The sequence below is a fragment of the Sinorhizobium sp. RAC02 genome (assembly GCF_001713395.1).
Taxonomy (GTDB): domain Bacteria; phylum Pseudomonadota; class Alphaproteobacteria; order Rhizobiales; family Rhizobiaceae; genus Shinella.
Genome location: NZ_CP016450.1, coordinates 1517605 through 1533390 on the forward strand (window position 1 = coordinate 1517605; position 15786 = coordinate 1533390).

Annotated in this window: 14 protein-coding genes and 4 tRNA genes; 4 read left to right on the top strand and 14 right to left on the bottom strand. The window is 60.6% G+C overall.

What is annotated here, in order from left to right:
- Window positions 1-71: 71 nt before the first annotated feature.
- From rpoB to BSY16_RS07330, 12 genes are all read right to left on the bottom strand, one after another.
- Window positions 72-4211 (bottom strand): DNA-directed RNA polymerase subunit beta, encoded by a 4140-nt coding sequence (rpoB, locus tag BSY16_RS07275; protein ID WP_069059043.1) that lies wholly within the window; start codon window positions 4209-4211, stop codon window positions 72-74.
- A 253-nt stretch (window positions 4212-4464) separates the two neighbouring features.
- The gene (gene rplL, locus BSY16_RS07280) at window positions 4465-4839 is read right to left on the bottom strand and encodes a 50S ribosomal protein L7/L12 (RefSeq protein ID WP_069059044.1); all 375 of its coding nucleotides are present in this window, start codon (window positions 4837-4839) and stop codon (window positions 4465-4467) included.
- A gap of 60 nt (window positions 4840-4899) precedes the next feature.
- Window positions 4900-5418, bottom strand: coding sequence for a 50S ribosomal protein L10 (rplJ, locus tag BSY16_RS07285; RefSeq protein ID WP_069059045.1), 519 nt, complete (start codon window positions 5416-5418; stop codon window positions 4900-4902).
- Window positions 5419-5768: 350 nt separating this feature from the next.
- Window positions 5769-6461 carry a 50S ribosomal protein L1 gene (gene rplA, locus BSY16_RS07290; RefSeq protein ID WP_069059046.1) on the bottom strand — a complete coding sequence of 231 codons (693 nt, stop codon included), beginning with the start codon at window positions 6459-6461 and terminating at the stop codon, window positions 5769-5771.
- 2 nt (window positions 6462-6463) lie between these two features.
- A complete protein-coding gene (gene rplK / locus BSY16_RS07295) occupies window positions 6464-6895 on the bottom strand; it encodes a 50S ribosomal protein L11 (RefSeq protein ID WP_069059047.1) in 432 nt (143 codons plus the stop codon).
- A 201-nt stretch (window positions 6896-7096) separates the two neighbouring features.
- On the bottom strand, window positions 7097-7627 hold the full coding sequence (gene nusG / locus BSY16_RS07300) for a transcription termination/antitermination protein NusG (protein WP_069059048.1): 531 nt from the start codon (window positions 7625-7627) through the stop codon (window positions 7097-7099).
- 16 nt (window positions 7628-7643) lie between these two features.
- A complete protein-coding gene (secE, locus tag BSY16_RS07305; protein ID WP_069059049.1) occupies window positions 7644-7844 on the bottom strand; it encodes a preprotein translocase subunit SecE in 201 nt (66 codons plus the stop codon).
- Window positions 7845-8039: 195 nt separating this feature from the next.
- Window positions 8040-8115 (bottom strand) — tRNA-Trp (locus BSY16_RS07310).
- 136 nt (window positions 8116-8251) lie between these two features.
- Complete coding sequence (locus tag BSY16_RS07315; protein ID WP_069059050.1) at window positions 8252-8908, bottom strand: hypothetical protein; 657 nt, start codon at window positions 8906-8908, stop codon at window positions 8252-8254.
- A gap of 305 nt (window positions 8909-9213) precedes the next feature.
- Window positions 9214-10389: an elongation factor Tu gene (gene tuf, locus BSY16_RS07320; protein ID WP_069059036.1), complete on the bottom strand. Its 1176-nt coding sequence runs from the start codon at window positions 10387-10389 to the stop codon at window positions 9214-9216.
- A gap of 220 nt (window positions 10390-10609) precedes the next feature.
- A tRNA-Gly gene (locus BSY16_RS07325) sits at window positions 10610-10683 on the bottom strand.
- 24 nt (window positions 10684-10707) lie between these two features.
- A tRNA-Tyr gene (locus BSY16_RS07330) sits at window positions 10708-10792 on the bottom strand.
- Window positions 10793-11084: 292 nt separating this feature from the next.
- Between BSY16_RS07330 and rlmB the strand changes: the two genes are divergently transcribed.
- A complete protein-coding gene (rlmB, locus tag BSY16_RS07335) occupies window positions 11085-11960 on the top strand; it encodes a 23S rRNA (guanosine(2251)-2'-O)-methyltransferase RlmB (protein WP_069059051.1) in 876 nt (291 codons plus the stop codon).
- Window positions 11961-12033: 73 nt separating this feature from the next.
- On the opposite strand, the gene BSY16_RS07340 is transcribed toward rlmB, so the two are convergent.
- Complete coding sequence (locus tag BSY16_RS07340; protein ID WP_069059052.1) at window positions 12034-12657, bottom strand: FMN-dependent NADH-azoreductase; 624 nt, start codon at window positions 12655-12657, stop codon at window positions 12034-12036.
- A 130-nt stretch (window positions 12658-12787) separates the two neighbouring features.
- Between BSY16_RS07340 and BSY16_RS07345 the strand changes: the two genes are divergently transcribed.
- The gene (locus BSY16_RS07345; RefSeq protein ID WP_069059053.1) at window positions 12788-13735 is read left to right on the top strand and encodes a LysR family transcriptional regulator; all 948 of its coding nucleotides are present in this window, start codon (window positions 12788-12790) and stop codon (window positions 13733-13735) included.
- 52 nt (window positions 13736-13787) lie between these two features.
- A tRNA-Thr gene (locus BSY16_RS07350) sits at window positions 13788-13863 on the top strand.
- A 569-nt stretch (window positions 13864-14432) separates the two neighbouring features.
- Here the strand turns inward: BSY16_RS07350 and BSY16_RS07355 are convergent.
- Complete coding sequence (locus BSY16_RS07355) at window positions 14433-15119, bottom strand: DUF2268 domain-containing putative Zn-dependent protease (protein WP_069059054.1); 687 nt, start codon at window positions 15117-15119, stop codon at window positions 14433-14435.
- 340 nt (window positions 15120-15459) lie between these two features.
- Here BSY16_RS07355 and BSY16_RS07360 point away from each other — a divergent pair, with 340 nt between their 5' ends.
- A complete protein-coding gene (locus BSY16_RS07360; RefSeq protein ID WP_069059055.1) occupies window positions 15460-15657 on the top strand; it encodes a hypothetical protein in 198 nt (65 codons plus the stop codon).
- Window positions 15658-15786 lie beyond the last annotated feature (129 nt).

The following is a 15786-nucleotide window of genomic DNA, read 5'->3' on the forward strand; positions in this document are numbered from 1 at the left end:
TGAGCCGCCCCTGCCCGGCAGGGCGGAGGCGGAAACGGTGCGCGCCGCGTTCGGCGCGCACCCGATCAGGATTACTCCGCGGCGTCCGGAAGCTGGCCAGCTTCATTGGCGGCGTCGAGCTTCGAGTTCTCGAGTTCGACCGACAGACCGAGCGAGCGCATTTCCTTGACGAGAACGTTGAAGCTCTCCGGGATGCCCGCCTCGAACGTGTCGTCGCCACGTACGATCGCCTCGTACACCTTGGTGCGGCCCGCCACGTCGTCCGACTTCACGGTCAGCATTTCCTGCAGCGTGTAGGCGGCGCCGTAGGCTTCGAGCGCCCAGACCTCCATTTCCCCGAAGCGCTGGCCACCGAACTGCGCCTTGCCACCCAGCGGCTGCTGGGTCACGAGCGAGTACGGACCAATCGAACGGGCGTGGATCTTGTCGTCCACGAGGTGGTTCAGCTTGATCATGTACATGTAGCCGACAGTCACCTTGCGGTCGAAAGCCTCACCCGTACGACCGTCGTAGAGAACCGACTGGCCCGAGGAATTGAGGCCCGCACGCTCCAGCATGCTGGCGACGTCAGGTTCATGCGCACCGTCGAACACCGGCGTTGCGATGGAGACGCCCTTGCGGGACTGCTCGGCCAGCTTGATCAGGGCGTCGTCGTTGAAGTGCGCGACTTCGTCCTTGGCTTCGCTCTCGTAGACTTCCGTCAGCTCGCGCTTCAGGTCGGTGATGTCCATGGTCTTACGATACTCGTCAAGCAGATCACCGATCTTCTTGCCCATACCGGCGCAAGCCCAGGCGAGGTGCGTTTCGAGAATCTGACCGACGTTCATGCGCGACGGCACGCCCAGCGGGTTCAAGCAGATGTCGACATGCGTACCGTCTTCGAGGAAAGGCATGTCCTCGATCGGCAGGATACGCGAGACGACGCCCTTGTTGCCGTGGCGGCCGGCCATCTTGTCGCCCGGCTGGATCTTGCGCTTCACAGCGACGAAGACCTTGACCATCTTCATGACACCCGGGGGCATTTCGTCGCCGCGCTGGACCTTTTCGACCTTGTCCATGAAGCGCTGTTCAAGGCGCGACTTGGATTCGTCGTACTGGCCGCGGAGCGCTTCGATCTCGCCCTGAACCTTCTCGTCCTCGACTGCGAACATCCACCACTGCGAGCGGGGATATTCGGAGATGATGGCGTTCGAAAGCTCGGTGCCCTTCTTGAAGGCCTTCGGGCCGGCAACGGCAACGTGGCCACGCAGCATGTCGACCAGACGACCGTAGACGTTACGGTCGAGGATCGCCTGCTCGTCGTCACGGTCCTTCGCCAGACGCTCGATCTCTTCACGCTCGATCGCCATCGCACGTTCGTCCTTCTCCACGCCATGGCGGTTGAAGACGCGGACTTCGACGACCGTACCGAAGGTACCGGGCGGCATGCGCATGGAAGTGTCGCGAACGTCGGACGCCTTTTCACCGAAGATGGCGCGCAGAAGCTTTTCTTCCGGCGTCATCGGGCTTTCGCCCTTCGGGGTGATCTTGCCGACCAGGATGTCGCCCGGCTGAACCTCTGCACCGATGTAAACGATACCGGCTTCGTCGAGGTTCTTCAGCGCCTCTTCCGAAACGTTCGGAATGTCGCGCGTGATTTCTTCCGGACCGAGCTTGGTGTCGCGGGCCATGACTTCGAATTCCTCGATGTGGATCGAGGTGAACACGTCGTCGGAGACGATGCGCTCAGACATCAGGATCGAGTCTTCGTAGTTGTAGCCGTTCCACGGCATGAACGCGACGAGCGCGTTGCGGCCGAGTGCCAAGTCGCCGAGGTCGGTCGACGGACCGTCAGCGATGATGTCGCCCTTGTTCAGAATGTCACCGACGGTGACCAGCGGACGCTGGTTGACGCAGGTGTTCTGGTTGGAGCGCTGGAACTTCTGCAGGCGGTAGATATCGACGCCCGACTTCGACGGATCGAGGTCTTCGGTGGCGCGGATAACGATACGGGTCGCGTCGACCTGGTCGACCACACCGCCGCGGCGAGCCGCGATCGCAGCGCCCGAGTCACGGGCAACGATCGGTTCCATGCCGGTGCCGACGAACGGGGCTTCGGCACGCAGGAGCGGCACGGCCTGACGCTGCATGTTCGAGCCCATGAGCGCGCGGTTCGCGTCGTCGTTCTCAAGGAACGGGATGAGCGCGGCCGCAACCGAAACGAGCTGCTTCGGCGAAACGTCCATCAGGTTGATCTGGTCGCGCGGCGCCAGCATGACTTCGCCCGAGTGACGGCAGACGACGAACTCTTCCGAGAAGGAGCCGTCAGCGCCGAGCACCGAGTTGGCCTGGGCAACGTGGTACTTGGCCTCTTCCATGGCGGAGAGGTAGACCACGTCCGTCGTCACCTTGCCGTCCACGATCTTGCGGTACGGGCTTTCGATGAAGCCGTACTTGTTAACGCGGGCGAAGGTGGCGAGCGAGTTGATCAGACCGATGTTCGGGCCTTCCGGCGTTTCGATCGGGCAGATACGGCCGTAGTGGGTCGGGTGAACGTCGCGGACTTCGAAGCCTGCGCGCTCGCGGGTCAGACCACCCGGGCCAAGAGCCGAAAGACGGCGCTTGTGGGTGATTTCCGAAAGCGGGTTCACCTGGTCCATGAACTGGGAGAGCTGCGAGGAACCGAAGAACTCGCGAACCGCGGCAGCAGCCGGCTTCGCGTTGATCAGGTCCTGCGGCATCACCGTGTCGATTTCGATCGAGGACATACGTTCCTTGATCGCACGCTCCATGCGGAGCAGGCCGAGACGGTACTGGTTCTCCATCAATTCGCCGACCGAACGAACACGGCGGTTGCCGAGGTTGTCGATGTCGTCGATTTCGCCCTTGCCGTCGCGCAGCTCGACCAGCATCTTCACGACGGCAAGGATATCTTCCTTGCGCAGCGTGCGGACCGTGTCGGCAACGTCGAGGTCGAGGCGCATGTTCATCTTCACGCGGCCAACGGCGGAGAGGTCGTAACGCTCCGCATCGAAGAACAGCGTGTTGAACATGGCTTCGGCCGAATCCATGGTCGGCGGTTCACCCGGACGCATGACGCGGTAGATGTCGAACAGAGCGTCCTGACGGTTCTCGTTCTTGTCCACGGCCAGCGTCGAGCGGATGTAGGCGCCGACATTGATATGGTCGATGTCGAGAACCGGGATTTCTTCGAAACCAGCCGACATGATGACCGGAAGGGTCTTCTCGTCGATTTCGTCGCCGGCTTCGAGGTAGATTTCGCCCGTCGAATAGTTGACGACGTCTTCGGCGAGATAGTTGCCGTAGAGGTCTTCGTCGGTCGCCTTGAGGGCCTTGAGGCCCTTTTCAGACAGCTGCTTGAGCAGGCGCGGCGTCAGCTTCTTGCCGATCTCCACGACGACTTCGCCGCTATCGGCATCCACCATGTCGGCGACGGCCTTCTGGCCCTTCAGCGCTTCCGGATTGAAAGGAACGCGCCAGCCCTTGCCGTCACGCTGGTAGAACGACTTCGTGTAGAAGGTCGACAGGATCTCTTCGCCGTCCATGCCGAGTGCCATGAGCAGCGACGTGACGGGAATCTTGCGGCGGCGGTCGATGCGCGCATGCACGATGTCCTTGGCGTCGAACTCGATGTCGAGCCAGGAACCGCGATACGGGATGACGCGGGCTGCAAACAGCAGCTTGCCCGACGAGTGGCTCTTGCCCTTGTCGTGATCGAAGAACACGCCCGGCGAACGGTGCATCTGGGAAACGATGACGCGCTCGGTACCGTTGACGATGAAGGTACCATTGTCCGTCATGAGCGGCATGTCGCCCATGTAGACGTTCTGTTCCTTGATGTCCTTGATCGACTTCGCGCCGGTATCCTCGTCAATATCGAACACGATGAGGCGCAGCGTCACCTTGAGGGGGGCTGCGTAGGTCAGGTCACGCTGGCGGCATTCCTCGACGTCGAACTTCGGCTGTTCGAATTCGTAGGAGACGAACTCGAGCATGGAAGCGCCGGAGAAATCGGTGATCGGGAAGACCGACTTGAAAACGGACTGAAGGCCCTCATCCGGACGACCGCCGGCGGGCTCTTCTACCATCAGAAACTGGTCGTAGGACGCCTTCTGAACCTCGATGAGGTTCGGCATGACTGCGACTTCAGGGATTTTACCAAAAAACTTGCGTACGCGCCTACGACCGTTAAACGAAAGGGTCTGAGCCATCGTCGCTCCTTCAAATTAAGCATCCGGGCCTGCAACGGACGGGGTTCGCTGGCCAGTCGATCCCGTCTATCATGGGTTGGTTCAAACTCGTCTTGCCGCCGAACCACGGGCCGGATTGCCCAATTGCTCGGTAGAAGACCATCCTCTTGAAGAACCCATTACCCAAAAGCCGGTTTTCGCGGCTTTTGGGTAATCAGTTCAGAGGAATCATCAATGGGAGAGGGTCGAAACCCTCTCCCATCGCATTCCGATATTACTTAACGTCGACCTTGGCGCCGGCGTCCTCAAGCTTCTTCTTGAGGTCAGCGGCTTCTGCCTTGGAAACAGCTTCCTTGACAGCCTTCGGAGCGGCTTCAACGAGGTCCTTGGCTTCCTTGAGGCCGAGGCCCGTGATAGCGCGGACTTCCTTGATGACGTTGATCTTGTTAGCGCCGGCGTCAGCCAGGATAACGTCGAACTCGGTCTTTTCTTCTTCAACAACTGCAGCAGCAGCGCCGCCAGCAGCAGCGACTGCTACGGGAGCAGCAGCCGAAACGCCCCACTTCTCTTCGAGCAGCTTGGAAAGCTCAGCAGCTTCCAGAACGGTCAGAGCGGAGAGGTCTTCAACGATCTTTGCGAGATCAGCCATTGTGATAGTTCCTTATATTCGGTTCGAACTGGTATTGTTTGATTACAGCGAAAAACCGCCTCAAGCGGCTTCGTCCTTCTTGGCATAGGCTGCGAACACGCGAGCAAGCTGGCTTGCCGGTGCTGCAACGACCGTAGCGACGCGCGTAGCCGGGGCTGCAAGCAGACCCAGGAGCTTTCCGCGAAGCTCGTCGAGCGAAGGCAGGGTCGCAAGCGACTTGACTGCTTCTGCGTCGAGTGTGGTCGCACCCATGGCACCACCGAGAACAACGAGCTTGTCGTTGGTCTTGGCGAAATCCATGGCTACCTTAGGAGCAATCATCGGATCATTTGCGTAAGCAATGAGCGTCTGACCCTGGAAGAGATCAGACATCCCTTCCGACTCCGTACCCTGAAGGGCAATTTTGGCCAGGCGGTTCTTCGCGACCTTGACGGTACCGCCCGCTGCACGCATCTTCGTACGAAGATCGTTCATCTGTGCGACGGTGATACCGGCGTAGCGGGCCACGACAACCGAACCGGAAGCCTTGAAGACTTCGTTCAGCTCCGTGACGAATTCGCGTTTTTCCGCTCTTTCCACTGTGCCTATCTCCAGTTGACAGGACCGTGACTTCTCACGGGACCTGCCGGGTTTACCTTTGCCGCCAGGGATCCTCTTTAAAAGGGATCCCGAGCGACGCTCGAGGATCCTGTCCCCCCGCGCTCGACCCGGATGGGCCGCGACACAAGGTAAGGTAGGTTCGAACCGAATTTCGGCGCCATCCGACGCTGAAGAAATCCAGGTCTCACCCCGTCTCATGCAGGCTGAAGTGATTAAGGGATAACCACCTGCAATCTCGGACAGGAGTTCCGGGGTTTTAGCCCCGGAAATTCCCGGCCAGACAAGGCCGGGAATTCTGTTGCGGTCCAGCGTCAGCCGGACCGGAAAAATCAGGCAACCGTTGCCGGATCGATCTTAACGCCCGGGCCCATCGTCGAAGAGATGGCTACGCGCTTGACGTAGTTGCCCTTGGCGCCAGCCGGCTTCGCCTTGATGACGGCGTCGGCAAATGCCTTGATGTTTTCTTCCAGAGCCTTGGCGTCGAAGGAAGCCTTGCCGATACCGGCGTGGATGATACCAGCCTTCTCGACGCGGAACTCGACAGCACCACCCTTGGATGCCTTGACGGCGCCTGCAACGTCCATGGTGACGGTGCCGACCTTCGGGTTCGGCATCATGCCGCGCGGGCCGAGAACCTTACCGAGACGACCGACGAGCGGCATCATGTCCGGGGTCGCGATGCAGCGATCGAAGTCGATCTTGCCGCCCTGGACGATTTCGACGAGGTCTTCGGCGCCGACGATGTCTGCACCGGCAGCCTTGGCTTCATCAGCCTTGGCGCCACGTGCGAAGACGGCGACGCGAACGTCACGGCCGGTGCCGTTCGGCAGGTTGACGACGCCGCGGACCATCTGGTCTGCGTGACGCGGGTCAACGCCGAGGTTCATGGCGACTTCGACGGTTTCGTCGAACTTGGCAACCGCACGCTCTTTTACGAGAGCGATGGCGTCCGACAGGGCAACGAGCTTGGTCGGGTCGATGCCTTCGCGGATCTTCTGGAGACGCTTTGCAATCTTGGCCATGATTAACCTACCACTTCCAGGCCCATGGCGCGGGCAGAGCCCTCGACCATTGCCATCGCGCCTTCGATATCGGCGGCGTTGAGATCCTTCATCTTGGCTTCGGCGATCGACTTGATCTGAGCCTTGGTGAGCTTGCCGACCGTCGCGCCCTTGCCCGGGGTCTTCGAACCGGACGTGATCTTGGCTTCCTTCTTGAGGAAGTAGGTCACCGGCGGCTGCTTCATCACAAAAGTGAAGGACTTGTCCTGGTAATAGGTGATGACGACCGGAATCGGCATACCCTTTTCCATTTCCTGCGTAGCCGCGTTGAACGACTTGCAGAATTCCATGATGTTTACGCCACGCTGACCAAGCGCAGGACCAATCGGCGGGGACGGGTTAGCCGATCCTGCCTTGACCTGAAGCTTGAGCTGGCCTGCAACTTTCTTAGCCATTTTTCTCTGCCTTTCAGAATGCGGCCGGTTTCCCGGCCCATGATGCCGATCCGAAGACCGGCGGCTGCGGTTGCGTGGTGCGGATGTGGCGCCCGGCTTACTGGTCGCCGACCCTCCCACGCGATTGGCGGAAACCTCCGCCACCACCCCTCCGGAGAGGCGTGGATTTCGAACAGGCAGCGCCCGGAGGCGCTACCGAAATCAGATTTTTTCGACCTGGGCGTATTCCAGCTCGACCGGGGTTGCGCGACCGAAGATCGACACTTCCACCTTGAGGCGCGAACGCTCCTCGTCGACGTCCTGCACGGTGCCGTTGAACGACGCAAACGGACCGTCGGAAACGCGAACCTGTTCGCCGATCTCGAAGGAGATCGAGGGCTTCGGGCGGTCGACGCCGTCCTGGACCTGCGACAGGATGCGCTCAGCCTCGGAATCAGGAATCGGAACCGGCTTGTTGTCGGAACCGAGGAAACCCGTGACCTTCGGCGTATTCTTGATGAGGTGGAACACCTCGTCCGTCAGGTTCGCCCGCACCAGCACGTAGCCGGGGAAGAACTTGCGTTCGGCATCAACCTTGCGACCACGGCGCACCTCGACAACCTTTTCGGTCGGCACGAGGATCTTTTCGAACAGGTGATCAAGGCCCTTCTGACGCGCCTTGTTCTCGATGTCCTCAGCGACCTTCTTTTCGAAATTCGAATAGGCGTGGACGATGTACCAACGGGAAGCCATGCTCATCTCCAACCAATCAGACGCTTGCGCTGAGGATGAGGCCGATCAGCCATCCCAACAACTGGTCAGCAGCAAAGAAGAACACTGCCGCAAGGAAGACCATGACGAAAACCATGATGGTCGAGATCATCGTCTCGCGCCGCGACGGCCAAGTCACTTTCGCCGTCTCGGAGCGTACCTGCTGCAGAAACGCAATCGGATTTGTTTTCGATGCCATTGAATGTCCACGCCATTACGGCACGTAAAGCTGAACTATCAGCCCCACGCACCGCGTGTCTGTTTTGCCCTACATAAAGCCCGATTCTCTTTTTCACAAGAGGCAGCCCGGGCTTTTCGCGAATTTAGACGGTCGAACGCCGTCGCGCCATCTCCCGCCGCCGCTGCAAGTCGTCCGCGCTGTTCGGCTTTGGAGTGGCAGGGGCAGCCGGGCTTGAACCGACGACCTGCGGTTTTGGAGACCGCCGCTCTACCAACTGAGCTATACCCCTAGATGCCTGCCGCCCCATGGCGAACCGCCCGTTGCCGGCAAGGCATGGCGTCTTTACGGCGCACGGAACGACTTGGCAAGCCCGAAGGCGAGATTTTTTCACAGCTTTGCAGCAGTTTACCCTGCCCGTACCCCGATTACCAATCGAAGCGAAGCCGCGCCTTGATACCGCCGATCAGGGATGCGTCCTCCCGCCGCGCCGAGGCGGCGAGATCGAGACAATCGAAGACACGCTGCTCAATGCCGAATTCCGCTCCAACGCGCCCCTCCCCGCTCCTGGCGGCGCCGGAAGCGACGAACGACGTCCCCGTCCGCAGCGCCTGGAGCTGAGCCTTCTGCACCATGCGAAGGGCGCCGCGATCACCATGCCGCACATTGGCCTCAGCCGTAACGGACTGCGTGACGACGACATCGAACGACGGCGACGACATCCAGCGCCGCGACAGGCCCGCCGTCGCCGAAACCCGGCCGGTCAACGGGTTGTAGCCGGCGGACACGTTTCGCTCCGCCCCTGATCCCCCCTGCCCGCGCATTTCCGCCCAAAGGCGCGTATTGTCCCGCGTATCCCGAATGCGGCCGGTCGAGGACGTGGTGACGGAAACATCCACCCCGGCACTCACGGGCGCACCCGTCGCAGTCTTCGCGCCCATGCGCAGGCGATAGGCATTGCTTGAAAGCTTCGCCGGAGACCAGATGAGAAGAGAATCGCTCGCCTCGGCAGAGCCAGCCGGCAGAAAAGCGAGAATCATCAAAAGGGCGAGCGTTGTGCGCGTCGCACGTGCAAAAACGTCCATGTAGATACGGCCTGTCTGCAGGTTACCGTGATGCGCGCGGCACACTCGTGCCCGCCACACGCAAGGGCGCCTTCGCAAAACACCGGATCAACCGCGATCCGCAGGCGCCGGGCCCGTGGTTTCTACCACGCGCCATGTCGCTCGAAGCGACGCCCCAAACCTACCGCCGGACGTTCCCCGGCTCTATCCCCAAAACTGGCGAGTTATCGCCAGCCGCTAAACAAGTGAAAGTTTTCAAAGAACCGCAGAAACAAAAAAAGCCCCGCGGTTTCCCGCGGGGCTCCTGATCAGGTCAGAGACCCGAATTACTCGACGATCGAAGCGACGATGCCGGCGCCGACGGTACGGCCGCCTTCACGGATCGCGAAGCGCAGCTTTTCTTCCATCGCGATCGGAACGATCAGCTCGACGGCGACCGTGACGTTGTCGCCCGGCATGACCATTTCCGTACCTTCCGGAAGCGAAACGATACCGGTCACATCCGTCGTGCGGAAGTAGAACTGCGGACGGTAGTTCGTGAAGAACGGCGTATGACGGCCGCCTTCTTCCTTCGTCAGGATGTAGGCTTCTGCCATGAACTTCTTGTGCGGCTTGACCGAACCCGGCTTGCACAGGATCTGGCCACGCTCGACGCCGTCACGCTGAACGCCACGGATCAGCGCACCGACGTTGTCGCCGGCCTGGCCCTGGTCGAGCAGCTTGCGGAACATTTCAACGCCGGTAACCGTCGTCTTGGTGGTCGGGCGGATGCCGACGATCTCGACTTCTTCACCAACCTTGACGATGCCACGCTCGACGCGGCCGGTCACGACCGTACCACGGCCCGAGATCGAGAACACGTCTTCGATCGGCAGCAGGAACGGCTGGTCGATCGGACGCTCAGGCGTCGGGATGTAGGCGTCGACAGCAGCCATCAGCTCGCGGATCGCGTCTTCGCCGATCTTCTTGTCCGAATCTTCGAGAGCGGCCAGAGCCGAACCCTTGATGATCGGAATGTCGTCGCCCGGGAAGTCGTAGGACGACAGAAGTTCGCGAACTTCCAGCTCGACGAGCTCGAGAAGCTCGGCGTCGTCAACCTGGTCGACCTTGTTGAGGAACACGACGATAGCCGGAACGCCAACCTGGCGGGCGAGCAGGATGTGCTCGCGCGTCTGCGGCATCGGGCCGTCAGCAGCCGAGCAGACCAGGATCGCGCCGTCCATCTGGGCAGCACCGGTGATCATGTTCTTGACGTAGTCGGCGTGGCCGGGGCAGTCGACGTGGGCGTAGTGACGGTTCGGCGTTTCATATTCGACGTGTGCCGTCGAAATGGTGATGCCGCGGGCCTTTTCTTCCGGGGCGGCGTCGATCTGGTCGTACGCCTTGTACTCGCCGAAATACTTCGTGATCGCTGCCGTCAGCGACGTCTTGCCATGGTCAACGTGGCCGATCGTGCCGATGTTTACGTGAGGCTTGTTGCGCTCGAACTTGCTCTTTGCCATGTCTTTATTTCCTACTGAACGAAAGTTGGGCTAACCGGCCCGTCCGGTTTGGCAGGCGTTTAAGGCTTTCGCAACGAATGCGCAAGCGCTAAATGCACGGGAAAATATGCCGGAAAGGGCCCGACGCGAGCCGGATTTCCGGAATATTGTGACGACGAATCGTTTTTTCAAGGCAGGGCCTTATGGCGAAACGCTGATTCTTCGTGTGAAGGCAAACATGTGGAGCGGGTAGCGGGAATCGAACCCGCGTATTCAGCTTGGAAGGCTGCTGCTCTACCATTGAGCTATACCCGCGGGGGTCTTGATCCAGTGACAGAATGGTGGAGGGAGTTGGATTTGAACCAACGTAGGCTGAGCCAACGGATTTACAGTCCGTCCCCTTTAACCACTCGGGCATCCCTCCATATTCTGTCGGGATCAAGCGACCAGTGTCGACCGGCGGGCAGTGCCTTGTGGGCGGCGCCTTCGATCTGGCGGCGTATATGACGGGCACAATTCATCCTGTCAACACGACGTCACGGAAAAAATTGCGAAAAACGTCATCATCCCCAGAGGGTAGCCGAAAGCGGCGCTTGCGATCCGCCTGACGCATGTGGCGGCTTTTCGGTTTTGCTCCCTCCCCGCGGGTTTTGTTTTTTGCGGCCGTTTGCGCAAAACCGCTGCACACTTTTGCGCGACATGCTTTATATGGCCGCATGAGCAAAGACGATACCGGCGGCAAGTCCGCAAAAGACACCCATTACGCCACCCTGCGCCGGGCGCACCGCGACCAGCGGCGTGAACGCGGCGAGATTCCGACACCCAAGGACGATCGTCGCCGCAAGCCGGCAGACGGCTGGAAGGCGCCGGCACTTGCCCCCGACCAGGTCTATCTCTACGGCCTGCACACGGTGCGCGCGGCCCTCGATAATCCCGAGCGGAAGATCATCAAGCTTTCGGTGAGCCTGAACGCCGCCCAGCGGCTGGAATTGCCCGATTTTTCGACCCTGCCCTACCCCGTCGAAACCGTGCTGCCGTCGGATCTCGACAAGGTGCTCGGCCCGGAAGCCATCCACCAGGGCGTGATGCTCGAAACGCGGCCGCTGCCCGCCCGTCGACTGGAGGCGCTGAAGGACAGCCCGCTTCTGCTGGTGCTCGACCAGATAACCGACCCGCACAATGTCGGCGCCATCATGCGCTCTGCTGTCGCCTTCAATGCCGGCGCCGTCATCACGACACAGCGCCATTCGCCGACCGAATCGGGCGTGCTTGCCAAAACCGCCTCCGGCGCGCTGGAACTCATTCCCTATATCCAGGTCACCAATCTGGCCGATGCGATGGACGAACTCCACAAGCTCGGCTTCCTGACGATCGGCCTCGATTCGGAAGGCCCGGCGCCGCTCGAGGGCACGCTCTCGGGCAAACGCGTCGCACTCGTCATGGGAGCCGAGGGCAAGGGGTTACGCCAGAAGACGCGCTCCACCTGCAATGCGCTTGCCCGGCTCGACATGCCCGGAGCGATCAAGTCGCTCAACGTCTCGAACGCTGCGGCGATCGCGCTCTACGCCACGCACCGGCACCTGTTCGGCTGAGCCATCGGACTTGGAAACGCAAAGGCCCGCCGGTTTTCGCCGGCGGGCCTTTGCGTGTCAGGGACTTTTTGGCTTAGCTGGCGAGGCGCAGGTTCGCGCGGCCGGAAATGGTGCGCTCGGCTTCGGAAATCGCCTCGATCTTCGAATCGGGGCTGAGGTTCAGGCCTTCGGCGCGAACGATCTCGATATCCGTGATGCCCAGAAAGCCGAGCACGGCCTTCAGGTAGCTTTCCTGGTGATCCATCACGGCAGCCGGGCCGGCGCTGTAATGGCCGCCACGGGTGGAAACGATGATGACCTTCTTGCCCTTGGCGAGGCCTTCCGGGCCCTCCGCAGAATAGCGGAACGTCTTGCCGGAAACGGCGACGCGGTCGATCCAGGCTTTCAGTTGGCTCGGCAGGGAGAAATTGTACATCGGCACGCCGAGGATGATCGTGTCGGCGGCGAGGAATTCTTCGAGTGCGGCTGCACTTTCGGTATTGTCGGCGGCGATCTGCGCATCGACATCTTCCGGCTTGGCATTGGCGGCCATCAGATGGGCGCCGGAAAGATGCGGCAGCGGATTGGCCACAAGGTCGCGGTAAGTAACGGTGGCACCGGCCTGCTCAGCCTGGATCTGTGCAGCGACGGCCGCGGTCAGGCGGCGGGATACGGAATGGTCTCCGAGAATGCCGGAGTCGATATGGAGGACGTTCATGGTTCAGCACCTTTGTTGTGTTTGGGTGCAAAACATATGATCCGAAAACAATCACCTGATTAGACGGTAAAAATCCAATTGACTGTTTCACGGGGGAAACAATAAATCAGGAAACCGTGGAGAGAACACCATGCAGGACCTGAACGATCTCGCCCTTTATGCCGCCGTCGTACGCCACAAGGGCTTTACCGCGGCGGCGAACGCGCTGTCGGTGCCGAAATCGAAGATCAGCAAGCGCATCGCGGCCCTTGAGGAGCAGCTCGGCGTGCGCCTCATCGAGCGTTCGACGCGAAAGCTCTCCATCACCGACATCGGCCAGTCCTTCTATGAGCGCTGCGAGGCCGTGCTCTCCGGCGTGGAGGCGGCCGAGGCGGTCGTTGCGGTTGCCAAGGCGGAACCGGCGGGCATGGTGCGCATGGCGATGCCCCCGGGTTTTGGCCCGGCCGTGTCGGATGTGCTGCCAAGTTTCATGAAGCGATATCCGCAGGTGCGCCTTTCCATCCTCACCACCGGCCGACCCGTTGATCTCATCGAGGAGCGGATCGATGTCGCGTTGCGTGTGCGGGACGGCTACGACACCGACCAGTCCCTGATCGTGCGCCGATTCGGCGGCACGCGACGCTATCTCGTGGCAAGCCCGGACTTCCTGGAGCGTTTCGGCCCCATCGAACTCGACACGATCGGTCGCGTTCCAACACTCTCCATGCAGGAAAACGATATCAGGGCAATCTGGACGCTCTACAACGCCGACGGCGCGGTGCACGACGTCGCCCATTCGCCGGTGCTCATGTGCTCCGATTTCAGCGTGCTGGAGCGCGCGGCCACCGCCGGGGTCGGCCTCGGCCTCCTGCCGGAAATCATCGCCGAACGCGGCTTCCGCACCGGCTTCCTGTCGCCTGTCCTGCCGGACTGGAGCAGCGCAGAATCCACCGTCCACGCCGTCTTCACCGCCCGCCACGGCATGCTGCCGGCGGTGCGCGCCCTCATCGACCACCTCGCCGAAAACCTGCCGCGTTCCATGCTGCGCTGCAAGGAAATCCTGCCCAAAACCCCATCCGACAGCAACTGGTCGATCTGAACCATCCTTTTCGCTTTACAGCGGCGAAAAATATGCTAACTCCACGCCGAGTGCCCTTATAGCTCAGTTGGTAGAGCACCTGATTTGTAATCAGGGGGTCCCGGGTTCGAGTCCTGGTGGGGGCACCATTTTTCCTTCAAAACTGTAGGTCATAAGGTGATTGCTCGCACCAGCGCGATTTCGATCCACCTCTGAGCCCACCTTTGCGGCTCGCTAAACGCCCATTCGTGGTGTCGTGAATCGCCGCGCCGGCAACATGGTTTGCACGGGACTTATTCTCTAGACATCCCAAGCAAACGCGAGTTCGTATTTAGCTTATCCAGTGCAGGACGCCACGAATAGAGATGTTCGCTCTGGGCCGGGTATCGGGCCGCCGCCGGTAAAGCCGGTAAAGAATGACTCGAGTCACCCGCTACGATCCATGGCGTTCCTTTTCCAAGTGCACGCAAGGAGCGCAGTTATGGGAAACCCAAACCGCATTCGGCGAAGACGGCCAAAAAGCTTGCGACGACGACTTGTGGACGGCCTGAATCGCGCTGAAAAGCACCCGCTGACCAAGGCAGCGGCGAGGATGTTGGCTGTAATGTCGGCTGGCGCCCTCTTCGCTACGCCGCACCCCGACTGCGGCGCCCGTCGGAGAAGTCGAGCGCAAAATTCAGGCTTTCGCGACCGACCTCTCCGATGGAAATGTCAGGCACTATCTATCGGCTAAAGCATTCGCCTTGAGCGCCACCCAGAATGTGAGGACCGCGGCCGCTGAAGTGTCAATCATGCCCCTTGCAGCGGCCTCCGGGTTGGCCTGACCGTAGAGACGGGCCAGGTGATAGCCAATGGTATAGCCTGCCCATCGTGGCAGTTCGCCAGTGCCGAAGAACCAAGCCGCATGATCGTAGTCGTGGCTGTCCCGTTCTCGCTCCGCCTGGTCGAGAACGGCCGCCCAGTCCGCATATATTGATGTGTTCGCCCAAGGCGGAACCGAAACGCCGGTAACCGTACACGAAAAAACGTCAGCAAACCCCTCTGATACGAAGGCCTCGCCCAACGATAGTCCATACCCACAGGCATCCCATCGCATTGCATGATGGAGCTCATGAGCAAGCGTGCGACGGAAAATGCCTCGGGCCAGACCGTCCTCGAATCCGGACGCTTCCGGATCGAGGCTGATCGTCACGAGCCCACGTCGAAAGCATGAGCCGCCAAAACCAAGTTCGGGAATGGTCTCATCCGGTAGATACTGGATGATGACATCGACCGGGTGCCTCCCAAATTTCGGGGACACAATTTCGGCGATGCGGTCAGCAACGGCGTCGGCCTGGGTTTGCAGCGCGGCGTGCCAGGGACCAAGCGCCCCCTCGGCCTCAAGAAAATGGATGTTGAGCCTCATAGCAGTCCAATCGCATATGATGCCGCCTCTTTTGAGGTAGCATTCCGGTTCCGAAAGTGTCGAAGGACCTTGCGGAGGTGATTATGCGATGATGACGAAGCTGATCATGAGCATACGCTGCCACGATCAGCTCAAGCTGTCAAAAGCGGCTTCAATATTAGGATATCTGCCAAAACACTACGTCACCTGCGCAAGGGAGTCGCTTTCGTTGCCCATGGCGGGATAGGCGCAGACTTGTGCCTTGCAGATTGCCCCGTCGGGCCGACTGGCCTATAGGCCTTCCAAGAGACGCAGTGCCGACGAGCACCGCATTCCCGCCTAGCAATTCGGAGGAACAGACGTGGCGCAAGACAAACAGCCGGTTAGCAAGGTGACGGTCGAAAAGCGCATCGACGGGAAGTATTTTTTCGCGCTGACCTTCCGCGGCGTCACCTATCCCGTGAAGGGGCCGTTCGCCAATCCGATGCAGGCCGCCGCTGCGGGACAGGCGACGCTCAAGGCGCTGGAAGCGCGAGCCAACGGGCCTTCCAAGGCGTGAAATCGGCGCCCTCTCCTTCCCTGCACCGGCATTGTCATATTTTTCAGATGCGCATGCCGTAAAGGCATGCGACAAAGGCCGGCTTGGGCGTGCGGTGCGCCACGGCTCGCTTGCGCAACTTTCGCAAAC

Excerpts from the sequence above, each read along its gene's own strand:
- rpoB (WP_069059043.1), bottom strand. The coding sequence starts at position 4,211 with ATGGCTCAGACCCTTTCGTTTAACGGTCGTAGGCGCGTACGCAAGTTT.
- rplL (WP_069059044.1), bottom strand. The coding sequence starts at position 4,839 with ATGGCTGATCTCGCAAAGATCGTTGAAGACCTCTCCGCTCTGACCGTT.
- rplA (WP_069059046.1), bottom strand. The coding sequence starts at position 6,461 with ATGGCCAAGATTGCAAAGCGTCTCCAGAAGATCCGCGAAGGCATCGAC.
- rplK (WP_069059047.1), bottom strand. The coding sequence starts at position 6,895 with ATGGCTAAGAAAGTTGCAGGCCAGCTCAAGCTTCAGGTCAAGGCAGGA.
- nusG (WP_069059048.1), bottom strand. The coding sequence starts at position 7,627 with ATGGCTTCCCGTTGGTACATCGTCCACGCCTATTCGAATTTCGAAAAG.
- secE (WP_069059049.1), bottom strand. The coding sequence starts at position 7,844 with ATGGCATCGAAAACAAATCCGATTGCGTTTCTGCAGCAGGTACGCTCC.
- BSY16_RS07315 (WP_069059050.1), bottom strand. The coding sequence starts at position 8,908 with ATGGACGTTTTTGCACGTGCGACGCGCACAACGCTCGCCCTTTTGATG.
- tuf (WP_069059036.1), bottom strand. The coding sequence starts at position 10,389 with ATGGCAAAGAGCAAGTTCGAGCGCAACAAGCCTCACGTAAACATCGGC.
- rlmB (WP_069059051.1), top strand. The coding sequence starts at position 11,085 with ATGAGCAAAGACGATACCGGCGGCAAGTCCGCAAAAGACACCCATTAC.
- BSY16_RS07340 (WP_069059052.1), bottom strand. The coding sequence starts at position 12,657 with ATGAACGTCCTCCATATCGACTCCGGCATTCTCGGAGACCATTCCGTA.
- BSY16_RS07345 (WP_069059053.1), top strand. The coding sequence starts at position 12,788 with ATGCAGGACCTGAACGATCTCGCCCTTTATGCCGCCGTCGTACGCCAC.
- BSY16_RS07355 (WP_069059054.1), bottom strand. The coding sequence starts at position 15,119 with ATGAGGCTCAACATCCATTTTCTTGAGGCCGAGGGGGCGCTTGGTCCC.